Origin of the sequence: Ferrimicrobium sp. (genome assembly GCA_022690815.1) — a bacterium.
Classification (GTDB): domain Bacteria; phylum Actinomycetota; class Acidimicrobiia; order Acidimicrobiales; family Acidimicrobiaceae; genus Ferrimicrobium.
This window is the reverse complement of record JALCZJ010000001.1, coordinates 38469-54180: the sequence shown is the minus strand read 5'-3', so window position 1 is coordinate 54180 and position 15712 is coordinate 38469. Positions and strand designations below refer to the sequence as shown.

General features: G+C 56.7%; 8 protein-coding genes. 1 reads left to right on the top strand and 7 read right to left on the bottom strand.

The features are described from left to right. Positions 1-226: 226 nt before the first annotated feature. The 5 genes from MP439_00185 to MP439_00165 all read right to left on the bottom strand — a co-directional run bounded on the left by MP439_00185 (position 227) and on the right by MP439_00165 (position 7083). Positions 227-1123, bottom strand: coding sequence for a biotin-dependent carboxyltransferase family protein (locus tag MP439_00185; GenBank protein MCI2974493.1), 897 nt, complete (start codon positions 1121-1123; stop codon positions 227-229). Positions 1124-1136: 13 nt separating this feature from the next. Beyond that, a complete protein-coding gene (locus MP439_00180) occupies positions 1137-1751 on the bottom strand; it encodes an allophanate hydrolase subunit 1 (GenBank protein ID MCI2974492.1) in 615 nt (204 codons plus the stop codon). 179 nt (positions 1752-1930) lie between these two features. Next, complete coding sequence (locus MP439_00175; GenBank protein ID MCI2974491.1) at positions 1931-2698, bottom strand: LamB/YcsF family protein; 768 nt, start codon at positions 2696-2698, stop codon at positions 1931-1933. A 1036-nt stretch (positions 2699-3734) separates the two neighbouring features. Then, positions 3735-4979 carry an amidohydrolase gene (locus tag MP439_00170; GenBank protein MCI2974490.1) on the bottom strand — a complete coding sequence of 415 codons (1245 nt, stop codon included), beginning with the start codon at positions 4977-4979 and terminating at the stop codon, positions 3735-3737. Between the two features lie 157 nt (positions 4980-5136). Further along, a complete protein-coding gene (locus MP439_00165) occupies positions 5137-7083 on the bottom strand; it encodes a S9 family peptidase (protein MCI2974489.1) in 1947 nt (648 codons plus the stop codon). A 1067-nt stretch (positions 7084-8150) separates the two neighbouring features. Here MP439_00165 and MP439_00160 point away from each other — a divergent pair. Continuing rightward, a complete protein-coding gene (locus MP439_00160; protein MCI2974488.1) occupies positions 8151-10721 on the top strand; it encodes a M1 family metallopeptidase in 2571 nt (856 codons plus the stop codon). 689 nt (positions 10722-11410) lie between these two features. Here MP439_00160 and MP439_00155 read toward each other — a convergent pair. Both MP439_00155 and MP439_00150 read right to left on the bottom strand, forming a co-directional pair. Beyond that, positions 11411-13951 carry a polynucleotide kinase-phosphatase gene (locus MP439_00155; GenBank protein MCI2974487.1) on the bottom strand — a complete coding sequence of 847 codons (2541 nt, stop codon included), beginning with the start codon at positions 13949-13951 and terminating at the stop codon, positions 11411-11413. Beyond that, positions 13948-15393, bottom strand: a complete 1446-nt coding sequence (locus MP439_00150) for a 3' terminal RNA ribose 2'-O-methyltransferase Hen1 (GenBank protein MCI2974486.1) — start codon at positions 15391-15393, stop codon at positions 13948-13950. Before MP439_00150 ends, MP439_00155 begins: the two co-directional genes overlap by 4 nt. Positions 15394-15712: the final 319 nt, after the last annotated feature.

The window sequence follows — 15712 nt, the reverse complement described above, 5'->3', positions numbered from 1 at the left end:
CAACCGAAGGCACCGTACATGCTGTCGATGATATCGAGCAAGCTTAAGGGCGTCGTGCAGAGTCCATATCTGGAGCTGAATGCCCAAGATTGGTACTTCACGAAATGAGCCACGTGTTGTCGTTAGCGAACACATCATGCAACAGTGAACGACCCAGCTTCAATGGCTCAGCCCTATCATAGGCTTGGTCGGCCAACCCGAATCGGCGAGATCCGGCCAACGCAAATCAGATTTGGCCCTCTCGGGTTCTCCATGACCGCGCGCGCACGAGATTGACTTCGTCTCCGGAGCGAAGCTGAGCACAGAGGCTCGCCGAGGCCTCGTCGACGACACCGATCACCGGATAACCCCCGGTGGTCGGATGGTCAGCTAGAAAGACCACGATGTCCCCAGTTGGTAAGAGCTCCAGCGCGCCCCACACCACCGCCTCACTAGCGAGCTCTTCGTTCGAGTCTCGATCGATTGGGTTGCCCTTTAAGCGCAGAGCTATCCGATTACTTTCCGGTAGCACCTGGTAAGTTTGGCCAAAGAGAGCGTGCTCTGCCGCTCTTGTCAGGTATTCGCGACGGGGTCCAGGGTGCACCTCTACTTTCAGGTAGTCGCCAAGAGGGAGGTAGGGTGCAAAGTCGACGGCCGGCATGCTCGGTGGGCATGGGCCGATCTTAATCAACTGATTGGCTACCAACGGAGGTGGACCAAGGCCAGAGAGCAGGTCTCGTGAGCGACTGGAGAGTACCGGCGTAACTTGAAATCCACCCGCTACCGCGACATAGTTACGCAAACCGACCGCTGCCGTGCCAACATTCAGGCGACCCCCTGGCGGCACGTACACAGGCATGCTCCAGCTGACCGTTTGATCATTGACACTCACGTCAGCCAAAGCTCCGGTCACCGCAACGAGGGCGCCCGAAGAAAAAGAGAGTGAGACGCCATCGAAGGTGGTTTCAAGAACGGCGGCTCCCACCTGGTTGCCAACCAGGCGGTTTGCGAGATGGTAGCTCTTGGGGTCCAAGGCACCGGAGCGAGGTACTCCAAGATGGGCGAAACCTGGTCGTCCAGCATCTTGAAAGGTCGTGAGCATCCCAGGGCGTACAACAGTGACAAAGTCTTGCTCGCGCTCCATCAGTCACCCTGTCTCAGATCGGTACGAAGATGACGCGAGTGCCCGGGGTGAGAAGCGCTGGAGGTTCTCGGTTCTCGTCCCAGATACTGGTGTCACTACGACCGATCAACTGCCAGCCCCCGGGAGAGGATCGGGGGTAGATGCCAGTGTATGAACGTGCAAGTCCAACACTGCCGGCACCAACGTTCCCCCTTGGGGAGGCTCGACGTGGTACCAAGTGATCCTGGTCCAGGCTTTGGATGTATGCGAACCCGGGCGCAAACCCACAGAATGCCACTCGATGGGGAAGTCGCGAGTGGTAGTACACTACATCTTCGTTCGACATCTCCCAAAGTTCGCCGACTCTGTCAAGGTCCGGGCCGTCGTAGCGACATTCGATCTCCACGGTTGTTGTGGGCCGAACTTCACCAGCTTGAAGTTGCCACGAGCACACGTCAGCCTTCGCAGTATGAAGATCGGTGACGCCGTCGAAGAGCACCGTGCGTTCGCCGGGCACAATATCGACCACTTGGGCGATCCAGCCGGTGTCGTTACGATTCGCCACCTCGTTAAGCAAAGCCATGACCTGTGAATCGTCCTCTACCTCGACGAGAAACGCCTTCGGTCCTGATGGAAGGATGCGGAGCATTAGAACACTTCACACAAGATGGCAATCGTTCTCATTACCCTCGTGTCGACAGATACCAGCCCGGCATTTGTGTGATGACTTGAGCTGATAAGCTTCTCGGCCAATATGAGTCCTCCTCTCAATTCTGTTGCGGATGGTCTTCTCCTTGTCGGCGCAGCTCGTGTAGGTTCATCGTTGTGCTATCCAAAGGAAGCGACAAGCACTTGCGCATCCTCCAGGGTCTTGCGCACCGCCGCTGCGAGAGTTAGCGCCCCGGGGCTGTCGCTATGAATACAGATGGATTCACAGTCAACGGTGACCGGAGCTCCGTGGATATCGTAAATTGGTTGATGAGAGGCGAGCGCTAGTCCTCGTGCAGCAACGACTTCTGGATCGGTCACGACGGCCCCGGGTGTTGTACGCGATACCAGTCGACCCTCCGAGGTGTAGGCTCGATCTGCAAATCCCTCTGAAATGGTCCTGATACCAGCTTCACCAAATACCTGAACAGATGGACTCTTAGCAAGGGTGAGAACGGGTAGCGATGGGTCATACTCCAACACCGCGGTGGCCATCGCCTTTGCCAAGGTTGCATCGACGGCCAAATCGTTGTAGAGAGCACCGTGGGCTTTGATATAGCGAAGTCGAGTTCCGTGACGTTGACAGAATGCCTGCAAGGCACCAATCTGGAAAGTCACGTCGGTGATAAGCTCAAGCGGGCTGACTTGGATGTGGCGCCGACCGAAGCCTACGAGGTCTGGGTACGAGACGTGTGCCCCGATCGCCACGCCGTGTGCTGTGGCAAGCGCTACGGTGGCATCCATCGTTCTGGGGTCACCAGCATGGAAGCCACACGCAATGTTGGCACTCGTCACGAAATCTAAGAGCTCTTCGTCCTTGGCGACATGGTAGAGGCCAAAGCCCTCTCCCATGTCGCAGTTAAGGTCGATGTGCATTTGTCCACTCAAGTCGCTGGCACCCCTTGCAATCTGGCATTTACCCGCATTCTAGTAGACCAAGTCTTGCGCCAGAATGGGACCGCACGCCTGGGCTAAGGACGCTGAATCTCGATGGGTGGCATGTCTGCGGATAATCGGCGACTGTGGTGGGAATCGACGCTAACTCACTCTGGAAAGAGCGGAAAGTGCCAGCCGTTCAATTCCCGTCTACGAGACGAACTCTTGAAACGGTGAGCTGTTCACCTTATGTCGAGTGAGCACAACTATTGACTAACAACTATCGCCACGACTACAACCAGACCCAAAGCGCATAGCTCTCTTGGCTACCTCAGTCCCTACGAGTTCTTGGCCCCAGACATTAGGACCCAACTGATGGTGCTCACTCACGTCACGCAAACCCGAGGCCACAACGGGCGAGAACTACTTGGGATCTAGGACCCCGTAGGAGCGAGGCAGGTAAAGCGTGGGTGGTCTTCTCACAAACGAAGTGGACCGCGCCCAAGGGGCGGTCCAGATATCGCTCGTCCCTCTAGAGTTTTGGATAAACAGGATGATTGACACCTGGCAGCCGTTTTCCGTCATAGATACGTGAGCGTTAGTGAATCAGCTCGGTCTCGTTGGGCAGCACTTCAGCCAGGGACTGATCAAACGTTGCGAGTGAACTACCCCCACCTGAAGGTGGAGGCTTCGTAAGCTAGTCTCGGTCACGCTGCAACCGTCCTCTGGCTCACGCTGTTTTCCCGCTTCCGCGGCCCGTAGAAGCCGCAAAGCTAAGCAGAGTTGCGTGTCCCATTTAATGCGGAACTCCAAATTCTTCCCCCACACCACTGGCGGTATCCCGCCGCCTTCTCAGTGTGGGACATGAACACAGCGGCGTCCACTACCACACGTCGACTCATGATGCTACAGCACTCCGTGAATTGGTGAACCCAAGGCCCACGCACTGTTCGGTGCTCCCGAAGTCCTCGGAGGGCTCTCGAAAGCACCGCCCAGGCAACACCGCAACAACACCATCAGGAGCCCACACCCACCGACCGCATGATGACTAAATCGCTTCAACAAATTCCCCACAACCGAGCTCGGGATCGTATCGATACACACAACGACCACGAGAAAACGCTAGCTCAACACGTGACATGACATCAAGAGGATCACCTGACCAGACGCAGAGTTCAGCATCTTTACCAACGGCCAAAGAGCCAACTCTGTCAGCAATGCCAACGATCCGAGCCGGGTTGATCGTTATGGCCTCAAGAGCCGTTCTGCGGTCCAAGCCTTCCTTCACTGCAAGGGTCGCCTGATGGACCAAGAAGTGCAAGGGGACAACCGGATGATCGGTAGTTATGGCAATCGTTACCCCGGCCTTGGCCAGCCTGCCCGGGTTACGGAGCGATCGATTGATCAGCTCGGCCTTCGATCGCGAGGTAAAGAGCGGACCGATGATCACCGGGATGGATCGGGCAGCGAGACGATCAGCCACGAGGTACGCTTCAGTCCCGTGGTCGATCACCAAATCATATCCAAACTCTTCGGCAATCCGAACTGCCGTCATGATGTCGTCGGCACGATGGCTGTGTTGTCGCCATGGTATCTCGCGACGTAGAACTCTTCCCAGAGCTTCAAGCTTGAGATCTCTGTCGGGAGCTTTTGCATCGTCTTCTCCCTGCGTCGCTCGCTCCTTAGACCGCTCGTAGTTTTGGGCCTTTGTCAGTGCGTCTCGAATGACGCTCGCCGTCCCGAGTCTGGTACTCGGCATCTGCTTGCGATCTCCATACACGCGCTTTGGGTTCTCTCCCAAAGCGGACTTCATCCCACTCGGCTCCCGAAGCACCATTTCATCTACAACGCGTCCAAAGCACCGTAATGCAACGGTCTGTCCACCAATAGGATTACCAGATCCTGGATTCACGTTGACGACGAGCACGCCGCCTTCGATTGCGTCACGAAAGCCTATATCGTCAGGATTGATCGCGTCGAGAGCCCGAACCTGTGCAGTCACCGGCTCGGTCATCTCGTTCGTGTCATTACCGGCCCAACCACCAGCTTCTTGGTGAACACCGACGTGGGTATGGGCATCAATAAATCCAGGAACCACCCACCGTCCCTCAAGATCAATGACGTTAGCGTTCTCCGGCACAGCAACAGAACTATCGCCTACCGCCGTGATAGCTCCATCAACGAAGACAATTGTGCCGCCGTGAATTGGATCTCCTTCTATTGGAACGATCACTCCGTTACGAAGTGCTATCGGCCGATCACTTCCGGCTCCCAAAATCGCCAAGGTACTCATACGCCTTCATCCTTCTTTCTCTCTCCACCCACTGTTCGTTTAGCGCGCGTCAGCGTCGCTTGTTAAACGCTCATCGTTCAGCCGATGCTCTTGGGGACCTTAGCTTGGTTTGCCTTAGAGCAGGGCACGAACTGCGTTAACGCTCAGCTATCCACCCTCAGCGGTGCGCTGAAAACCACGAAAGGTGACGCTCGATATAGTCGCACATCTGAGATGGCGTACGCGCCACGTGGAATCCTCCGGGATACCGCACCATCTGTGCTTCCTTACCGAGCTTGAGCAGTCCCTGAAAGATCTCCTCGCCTTGGCCAATCGGACAGCGCAGGTCACCCTCCCAATGGAGGACTTGCACCGGAGTGGTCACGTTCGGAAGATACGTGATCGGGGAACGCTCCCGGTAATATTGAGGGGCATCCCATGGCGAACCACCGGACTCAAACTCATTGAAATAAGGAATATCGGTGGTGCCGTACATACTCACAAGGTTCGAGACCGGGGCCGAGATGCAAGCTGCCTTAAAGCGTTCAGTGTGGCCAACTACCCAGGCCGTCATGAAACCACCGTAGGAGTAGCCTGCGACGTACATGTGCTCGGGATCTACCTCGCCTTGTTCCACAAGAGCATCGACAGCGCCCATAATGTCGAGATAGTCTTCGCCGCCCCAGTCTTTGGTGCAAGCCATGGCGAAGGCCTCTCCGAAGCTCTGACTACCGCGGGGATTTGGAAGCAGTACCGCGTAACCAGCGCTTGCGAGCGCCTGATAAAGCGCCATCATCGAGCCTTGGGGATGCCATCCATGAGGTCCACCATGAATCTCCAACACTAGCGGCAACGCCTTTCCTGGAGTGTGGTTCGATGGGTAGAGGACAAAGGATGCGATCTCCATGCCATCGTGTGCACGATGAGAGACGCGGCGCAGCTCAGCGAGCTCAACCTCTTGAACTAGGTCCAAGTTCACACGAGACACCTCTTTCTCGTGTGAACCGCTCGCATCAGAGCAGAACAGTTCAGGAAATCGAGACGGCCAGGTTGCAACGTAGGCTAAGACCCCAGCCTTGGCATCCACTGTTCCAATCTGTCGATCTCCACCAACAACAAATTGGGGGGTTCCTTCCACGCCATCGGTGCGCACTGAATAGACGCTCTGTGCCCCCTGATCAGCCACGAGAAACACCGCCTCGTTCTCGTCACGCCAAGCAAATGGGCGTCCGAGCGCTGGGAGGAGGCCCCAGACCGGCCTATCTAACGATGTCGTGAGACATAGCGGAGGGCGCTCAGCGCCGAGAGTCACCACAAAGAGATGTGAATTACGGCTCGAGTCGCCAGGTTGATTGGTGTGACCCACAAAACAGACCTGTCCGCCACCCGGAGAGAAACGTGGAGACCCACAGGTCGCTACCGGACCGGAGATTGCAATTGGTTCCCCACCAGCAAGTGCTAGCAGCCAAATCGAACGTTGCAACACCGTATTACGCGTCAGAGATCTATCTGAGGCGAATACAAGGCTATCACCACTCGGCGACCAGCTCGGGTCTACATCGTCCCAGTCCCCGAAGGTAACTTGTCGGTCCAGTCCGCTATCAGCATCCACCACGAAGATATGCTGACGACGCTCGTCGAAGCGACCAATATTGTCAAATCGGTTATAGAGACTCGTCCAGACCGTTGGTGCTGACTTCTCAACAGCAGACCGTTCATCGAGCGATCTCCACTCGCCTGTTTTAGCGCTTACCGCAAGCGCGGTTCCGTCTGGGGACCACGAAAATGCACTCACGCCGTGAGCCATAGAGGTCAGCTGGCGCGCCTCACCACCATCACTTGGCAACAGATAGACCTGCTTCTCCTTGCCTCTGTCAGAGAGAAATGCAAGAAAACGACCGTCCGGAGACCAACGCGGAGCGGTGTCTTTCGGACCAACGGTCACCTGGCGCGCGCTCCCGCCTCCATCAGTCCCCGAGATCCAAATCGATGTCTCTACTCGATCATCTGCCTCGGCTGCGTTACCAACGACATAGGCAACCTGCGTCCCGTCGAAGGAGAGGTCAGGATCGGCCAAAGTCCTAATCCTCCAAAAGTCCTTCACCTCAAAAGCTCGCTTACGCAACGTCATCACCCTGTTTTCGTCATTCCATCCTCGTGTCCCGCTAAGCCCCCGCAGTGACCAAGATCATGCAGGCAGACCTTTGTTCCGCAGTTGTTTCCGGACTCAACGTCACAGCGAACGCTCTCAAACGGCCAGTCCACTCGTACCCTCAGCGTTCGTGAGACAGTCCCACAGCCAAAGAATCAAAAACCGAAGACCAAGGAACTCAGACGAATCCCGCAAAGCTGCAGTCAGGTCTCAGAATCTAAACGAGCCACACTTGTCCACCTTCAGCGTCCCGACCGTACGGGGCACACAACCTTGTTCACTTAGTATTGCACAGACCGCCAAGGGGCTGCAAGCAAATACTCTGTTTTCAGCACTGAAAGGTAGAGCACTACGAGCTTGTCCCGGCGCGCCGAGTCGCAAAACTCAGTACCTGCTCAATCAGGGGAGAGTGACAGCAAACGGAATATCCGACACCGAAATCGCACGAGACTGGCTCCTCCTGGGCACACTGCTCCTGTGACATCTCAGGGCCAGTACTTCGCCGATCTTAGGATCAACAGTTCGCCAAACTCGAGGCATACACGAATATTGCGCAACGGAGCCGACAAAACCGTGACCGGAACCAGTTTGGGTGCGGTTGATAACCAGTTAACTAATTGGGCATGATTCCGACAAGAGCGTCCACAGGCGCGCTAGCAGGAGACACCAGAATGCAGTGCGAGCAGTTGACGGGTTTCGGACCAACAGCCATGGTTCGAGTGTCGGGCCCAGCTGATGAAGCTTGTGGCCTTCATCAGCGCTTCGGCGCTGCGGGCTCCTTTACCCACTCTGTCAACGAAAACAACGCCAGCGATGACTTCGGCAATCTGCAAAAATTGATGTAATGTGATGCGACGCACAGGACGCACCCCCGTTAAAGAGAGCTTTCCGTTGCCCTCTAACGGTCCTATCAGCTTGGCCGTGAGATGGGGGCATCACCGGCGGTTCAACCGCCCACGAAAAGGAGCCGCGCAAGGCCATGCCGGGCCTTGCTCGATTGGTATTTGCTCCAAGCCTCACGCTCGATTAGCGTAGAGGCGATGAGAGATGGAAATCCATACCGGCTCGACCCGGCAGTCCGCCCTGAAAATTACGCCCTGGATCTACGAATTGATCCCGACAAAGACGACTACTCAGGCAAAGTCGAGATACTCTGCACTACGACGACCGAGGTAACCCAGGTTGAGATCAACGCCTGCGATCTAGCGGTCGACGACGTTGCGATCAAGGTCGGTTCGACTTTGACGAAGGCTGAGGCCTCGCTTGACAACGAAAGAGAGATCCTGACCATCACGTGCCCATCTCCCCTGCCGCTGGGCGCGTTCACACTTGTTGTTTCGTTTCGGGGCACCCTTCGAAGGGACCTACGTGGCCTCTATCTTTCAACCTACCTAGACGAACAGAGACAAACCCGCCGTTTGGCGACCACGCAGTTCGAATCGACAGATGCCAGGCGTGCCTTCCCCTGCTTTGACGAACCCGATGCAAAGGCAACCTTTGCCTTAACCGTCGAAATTCCGGACTCATGTCAAGCGGTTTCGAACTACTCCATCACGACACAAGGCCCCGCAGATACGACTGGGTGGCGTCGGGTCACCTTCGCACAGACGATGAAGATGTCTACCTATCTATTGGCGCTCGTCGTTGGCCACCTTGAATGTACCCCGGAACAGAAAGTGCGCGGCATCCCGGTGCGTCTTGTCGCGACCCCTGGGAAGTCGACGATGTCTGCCTTTGCACTCAGGGTCGCTGCTCACGCACTGGAGTTCTTTGAAGATTGGTTCGGAATACCGTATCCTGCGCCCAAGCTCGACCTCATCGCCATACCCGACTTTGCAGCTGGTGCCATGGAAAACCTGGGTGCGGTAACCTTTCGCGAGACAGACCTCCTGGTGACCGAAGACGATGCCTCAGAGGCCGAACTTGAACGAGTGTGTGCTGTGGTTTCTCATGAAATTGCCCACATGTGGTTTGGCGATCTTGTCACCATGAAATGGTGGAACGGAATCTGGCTCAATGAAGCCTTCGCCACTTATATGGAGGTCACCGCCAGTAACGACTTTGCTCCCCAATGGCATAGCTGGGCCTCGTTTGGAGTCGGACGTGTTCGCTCGCTGCTTACCGACTCTCTTCCCTCGACACGTGCGATCGAATATGATGTCATTGCCCCAAGCGATGCCGAGAACATGTTTGACGAACTGACCTACGAAAAGGGAGCTTCAATCCTCAAGATGACCGAGGTCTATCTCGGCAAGGAGGTCTTCCAGCGAGGCATACGCAAATACCTCAGTGATCACCGGTACGCCAACACCGAGACATCGGATCTCTGGCATGCCCTCGATGACGCCAGTGGTCAGGCCGTCTCTGAGATGATGGACACTTGGATCTTTCAGGGAGGTCATCCTGTCGTTACAGTCGAACCCCACCCCGACGGGGTTCGCCTAACGCAGTCGGCATTTCGCCTTCTTGGCGAAACGTCAGACCCACGAGGTGCAATTGGCTCACTGTGGCACGTGCCCGTAGTCGTTAGGGATCACGCAGGCATCGAGTCCAGAGTCCTCATGACGCAGGAGGAGCAGACGGTGCAGGTCGCCTCGCTACCCGCGATTGTCAATGCCGGCGGGCTCGGGGTCTACCGTACTCACTACACTCAACCCCTTTTTGCACAGCTCCAGGAGATCTATCATGATCTCGCCCCGATGGAACGTTTCAATCTCGTCGCCGACACCTGGTGGAGCGCGATTGCCGACTTGGGCAGCCTCGAAGGAGCAATTGATCTCATGCGACGGTGCCAAGACGAGGATGATCCAAGAGTGCTTGGGGTAGTCTCAGAGGCGCTAGGTTTCCTTGATCAGATCGCCGATGACCAGCAGCACGAGCTTGTCGCCAACCTCACGCGCTCTACCTTTGGTCCCGTCATCGAACGTATCGGTCTCGAGCCAACCAAGGAGGACACGTCGGACACCAGGCGGTCTCGTGCAGTGGCTTTCTTGACCCTCGGCACAATCGGAGAGGACTCTTCCGTCCGCGAGATGGCCACGCAGTGGTTCCGCGAAGATATGAGCGGTGTCGGAGGGGCCAGTGGCGACCTCGTGAGCCCCGTCCTTGCCACGATCGCTTCGCGAGGGGATGAATCCGAGTTTGCCTTCGTGTTAGACCGATACCGCAACGCCAAGGATCCCCACGATGAGCATCGACATCTCTTTGCCCTCGCCCAGTTCAACAACAAGACATTGGCAGGGCGTGTTCTCGATGCCTGTCTGGAAGAGATTCGCTCACAAGACGCCCCTTACCTGATCAACGGGGTTCTCGCCAACCGCAAAACAGGGACGGTTGCTGTGGACTTCATCTTCGAGCACTATCAGCAGCTTCTCGAGAAGTTCCCCAACAACTCGCACGCGAGGATGCTGGAATCTCTCGCTCTCCTCATTGGACCAGAATCCTCTCGGCGTGCGGCCGAAATCTTCGAGTTTTTCGGGCAACGGCATCTACCGGCACAGGATCAGTTATTGAGACGCGCACTCGAGCGATATCGCGCAAACCTGCGCGCCAGAGACAGATTTGCCCCGATCCTTACGGCGCTCCTTGCGAGAGATGAACCCAGCGACTAGCTAGCCTCAAGGCCCCAGTCGAGGTTCCAAGTAGTCTCACGGTCTACCTCAGCGTCGCATTGCGCGCAGCTCTCGACGCCATCACGGCGTTGGGCGCTACGCTCCTGGGTCGTCCGCGTCCGATGCATCGACAATCGTTGGTAGTTGAGACCCCCGATACCGGTCGGAACTCGTGGTTGCGCTTACCCGTTTATTCTTGTGGTGCTCCTCAGAGCGGGGCGTGAAACCTGGCACAGTTGCTCGAACAGGCCGTCCAACAACACCAAGGTGGCGCGAGGTAGCGATGAGGAACTAGTTTTAGGCAGCGGTTTGGTATCCACGTCGAGGGCGTTGCTCGGGATCGCAGGAGCATCCAAGCGCAACTTGCTTGGCTTTGAATTTCTCCTTGCAATCCAAGGGCGCAAACGCGTCGCTGACTCAGCCAGGCCATTGTCACCATGCGATTTCATCACGACCGTCAGGTCTTACAGGTTCAGCAATCGATGGGGCCCGAAGACTCACACTTTACTGTTAATGATATCTTGGCGGCATCTAGATGTCGTCTCTGTTCACCAAACGTGTGCGAGGCTCTTTGGGTCAGCGACCTTACTACGTAGTTGGATTACTCCAAACGAGAATCCTACCCTCGGACGGCAAGTATCGCAGCTCGCAGGTACTATTAGCTGCTCTGGAGGGTCCAATTTCTGCGATCAAAGGCGTGGGTCCACCGCTTCGCTCTCCAATGCGAGCACACCAAAGACACACTCGTGAACCCGATACAGCGGTTCGTTTGCCACGAAGCGCTCCAAGGCCTCAAAACCAAGTGAAAACTCGCGCAGCGCGAGAGAACGCTTTCGACCAAGGAAGCGGTCACGCAACCGGACAAGGTTCTCAGGACTGGTATATTCAGGGCCGTAGACAAGTCGTAAGTACTCTCGCCCTCGCACCTTGATTCCAGGCTGTGTCAACCCCTTGTCCCCACAGTGGATCACCTCGGCGGGCTTGACCACCATTCCTTCGCCTCCATCTCGCGTGAGATTCTCCCACCATAGGGTTCCTCGCTCCTGCGATAGGGTATCCCCAAGGTCGACGACTATCGACTTCGTCTCACGGAAGGTGATCGGATCGACCCTCGCAAGACGCGCCAGCAGGTCGAGATGCCACTCGTGGCCCTTGACGGCGTGAACACAACCTTCCCCAGCCAGAATCTGGAATGGTGCAAATTTCAAGTCTTCGATCGACGCCACCGGCCAGGCGTAACGGCGGTAGGCGCTCGCAAAGCTCTCGATGTCCGCGATGCGCACATCTAGTTGGGCTAACGTGTTGCCAACATCAATCCCTCGGGCAGCCACCTCCTGAAAGATCATCCGTTCCGCGGCGAGAGAGCGACAGCCCGAGGCTCCCACGGCGGCGTATTGCTGTCTCAGCAGATCCTGCGCCTTGAAGGACCATGGGAGCATCTCACCGTCGAGAACCAACCAATCGGTAGCCAACTCCTCCCAGATATCAGTCGCCTCAATCCCTTCACGTATCTTGTCGAGGAATCTAGCCTCAAACTCACCTCCGGGGAAGAAGGAACGTCCTGTTCTCGTGTAGATCACGCCGCCGCTCGGCGAGTCAAAACCAAACCGACGACACGCTACGTCGGGGTCGCGCATGATGACCACCACGGCTCGTGACCCCATGTGCTTCTCTTCACAGACAGCTCGTTCGACGCCGGCTTGCTTGAAATAAGAGAATGCCTCGTCTGGATGCTCGAGCAAGTCACTGCGGGCCGACGTAGCTGGTGGCGACATGGTTGCAGGAAGGTAGACAAGCCATCGCGGGTCAATCGCAAACCGGCTCATGACCTCAAGGGCAGCAAGGGAGTTCTCTTCCCGCATGGTGACCGAATGGGCATATCGCGTCTCAATCACACGCCGACCGATGACATCTTCAATATCAAGATCTCCTGATCCGCGGCCTGCCGTGCCCACAGCTTCATGGTTGAGCGGCCTTACCGGCTCGTAATGGACGCGCTGCGCGGGTACCGACACGATCTCACGCTCAGGGTAACGAAGAGCAGTCAGGTTCCCGCCAAACACACAGCCAGTATCGATGCAGATCGTTCTGTTGCGCCACTGGGGCTCCATCACGGGAGTGTGGCCATAGACCACGGTTGCACTTCCACGATAATCCTGAGCCCACGAATAGCGAACTGGCAAACCGAACTCATCTGACTCGCCAGACGTATCACCGTACATCGCGAAGGCCCTTACGGCCCCAGAGGTTCTCCCGTGCATGTTCTCCGGCAGACCTGCATGGGCGACCACCAAGTTGCCGTCGTCGAGGACAAAGTGGCTGATCAACCCATCTAGAAACTCCACGACGCCAGCGGTGAATTCAGGGGATTCCTGACTCAGTTGTTCGAGGCTCTCCGCTAGTCCATGACGCGCCTCGACTTTTTGGCCACGCAAAGCCCGCAAGAGTTTCGCCTCGTGATTGCCCACAATGCAAAGAGCGCTACCGGTCGCAACCATCTCCATCACGAGTCGCAGCACCGCAGGAGTTGCCGGCCCGCGATCAACGAGATCACCCAGAAAAATCGCACGACGACCCTCCGGGTGGCGATATGGCTGACCTTCGCCGGCGCGACGATACCCCAGGGTTTCGAGAAGCGCAACAAGCTCGTCGTGACACCCATGGACGTCACCGACGATATCGAAGGGTCCGTGTTCGACTCGCCGGTCATTCCAGACGGGTTCACGCACGATAACGACCTCGGCAACCTCGTCCACCTGCGTCAAATGATACACCCGATGAAATCCCTCACGCCTCAATCTCTTGAGAGATCGGCTGAGCTGAGAGCTTTGGTTATGGAGAACATGTGCTCCAAACTGGCGGTCCTTGCGAGCCCTGTTCCGGCTGGCACAGAGCTCTATGGGCATATCGAGTACGATCGCGACAGCGAGAACATGGTTACGTTTGGCCAACTCGACGAGTGAGCGCCGGGCCTCGGACTGCACGTTGGTGGCGTCGACGACGGTAAGTTTCCCACGCTCTAGACGGCGCTCGGCGATATAGTCCAGCACATCAAAGGCTGCTTTGGTCGCGGACTGATCATTCTCGTCATCCGCCACCAGTGCACGGCAAAAATCCGAGGACAGCACTTCAGTGGGCAAGAAGTGTTGCTGCGCAAACGTCGACTTCCCTGATCCAGAGACCCCAACGAGGACAACCAAGCAAAGATCCGGTAGTTTCAGCGTGCTCATCGCGAAAAGACCCCCATCTGCGTAGGAGCGCCGAGCTCACGATCCTCGCCTCCGATGCCGGATATGGCGAGCCCGTAGCCATACTCCTGTGCCAAGCGCTGGCACCAACGAGAGAACTCATCTCTGGTCCACTCGAATCGGTGATCCCGATGGCGAAACTCGTTGGCCCCAAGATGGGGGTAAAGGACGTTGTACTCCGCATTCGGTGTCGTCACAACGACGGTTCCAGGGCAGGCAAAGCCGAAAATGTTCCGTTCAAAGGCTCCGAGACGCGAAGGTTCCAGATGCTCCACAACCTCTAGGGCCACCGCGGCATCAAAACCCAAGAGCCGCCGATCCCGATAGGTGATCGAACCATGCAACAGTTCCACCCTGCTGCGCTGACGCGGGGTCATGGTATCGAGATGCAGGTGAGCAGATGCTCGTTTGAGTGCTTGGTTCGAGACATCTAGCCCAACGACGTAGTCAACCCCTCGTTCACCCAAGAGCTCCCCGACCAGTCGGCCCTCCCCGCAGCCAAGATCAACAATGCGTCGTGCACCCCGCGTGTGCAAGACCTCGCGCACCGCCTGTAGACGCCGTGCGCTCAGCTGCATCGAGTCAACCTTGGGGCCAGACGCAGGGCTAGTAAGTGGCTCTGTGGTCTGGGCATCGGTGGTCTGGGCATCGGTGGTCTGGGCATCGGTGGTCTGGGCATCGGTGAGCTCGTCACCAATCAAACGGGTCAACGCCTGATCGGTGAGATCTCGGTCGTAGCGAAGGTAACTACGGACAATCAACTCACGCTCGGCGTGATCACCCAACCACGCGTCCCCCTGCCGCAGTAGCTTGTCCACCTCGTCCGACCCAACCCAATAGTGCTTACCATCATCGAGAACCGGCAACAATACATAAAGGTGTGACAGAAGGCTCTTCACCGTCACCTCACCTCGCAGAGTTAGGTCGTACAAGTCGCTGTCTCCTGGTTCCAACACGAGCTCACCCAACGGAATCGGGGCAATCTCCACTTCGTATCCCAGCGGTTCAAAAAGTCTTTGGATGAACTGGCCCCCTCGGCGGCACGAGGTGGTCGGCAGGTGCACGTCGAGGTTGAGAGGCACATCAACGAGATCCGGCCTTTCCTTGCTGCGACCCGCCATGGCGGTTGAGAACGCCTTAACCAATGCGACCGACATCAGCGATGAGGTGGTGTAGGGGCGGTCGTTAACGTACTGAGAAAGCAACGAATCATCACCACCTAAACCCCGGTGTGATCGCACAAGGGAGATGGGATCGACGTCCACGATCAGCGCTACGGTACAACGATCATCACGAGCCTCAGGGTACACGATGTGTGCAGTGCCCCAGGAGAGCTCCACCACAACGTTAGAACTCGGGTTTTTGTGCAGTAGGTACCCCAGGTCTGTCGCTGGTCGTGAGGTAGTTGAGATTGTCAGCAGCACCGTTTAACCTCTGCCAACAGGTTATTCTGCATGCAAGGAGCCCTCGTTTGGGCAGAGTTGTGCACCGGATATTACACCTTGGCCTTTCTCCATCTCCGCCCCCTGGGCCCACTTGAGCCAGAAGCGAAAACGTAGTTGAAGGATACTGAGTCTATGCCCAGGTGCCGAACCATTGACCGACATCTCGAATTGGTGCTCCCAAACTTGCCCCAAAATGCGTAGGAAGCAGAATTGCACTGGTCGAAGTCAACAATGCCGAAGCTGTTGACGTCGCGTTGGAGATGCGTTTGCTTACCGCATACGCATCCCAGCCGCGAGC

Coding starts and splice junctions, on each gene's coding strand:
- MP439_00185 (MCI2974493.1), bottom strand. CDS start 1,123: ATGGAGCGCGAGCAAGACTTTGTCACTGTTGTACGCCCTGGGATGCTC.
- MP439_00180 (MCI2974492.1), bottom strand. CDS start 1,751: ATGCTCCGCATCCTTCCATCAGGACCGAAGGCGTTTCTCGTCGAGGTA.
- MP439_00170 (MCI2974490.1), bottom strand. CDS start 4,979: ATGAGTACCTTGGCGATTTTGGGAGCCGGAAGTGATCGGCCGATAGCA.
- MP439_00160 (MCI2974488.1), top strand. CDS start 8,151: ATGAGAGATGGAAATCCATACCGGCTCGACCCGGCAGTCCGCCCTGAA.
- MP439_00155 (MCI2974487.1), bottom strand. CDS start 13,951: ATGAGCACGCTGAAACTACCGGATCTTTGCTTGGTTGTCCTCGTTGGG.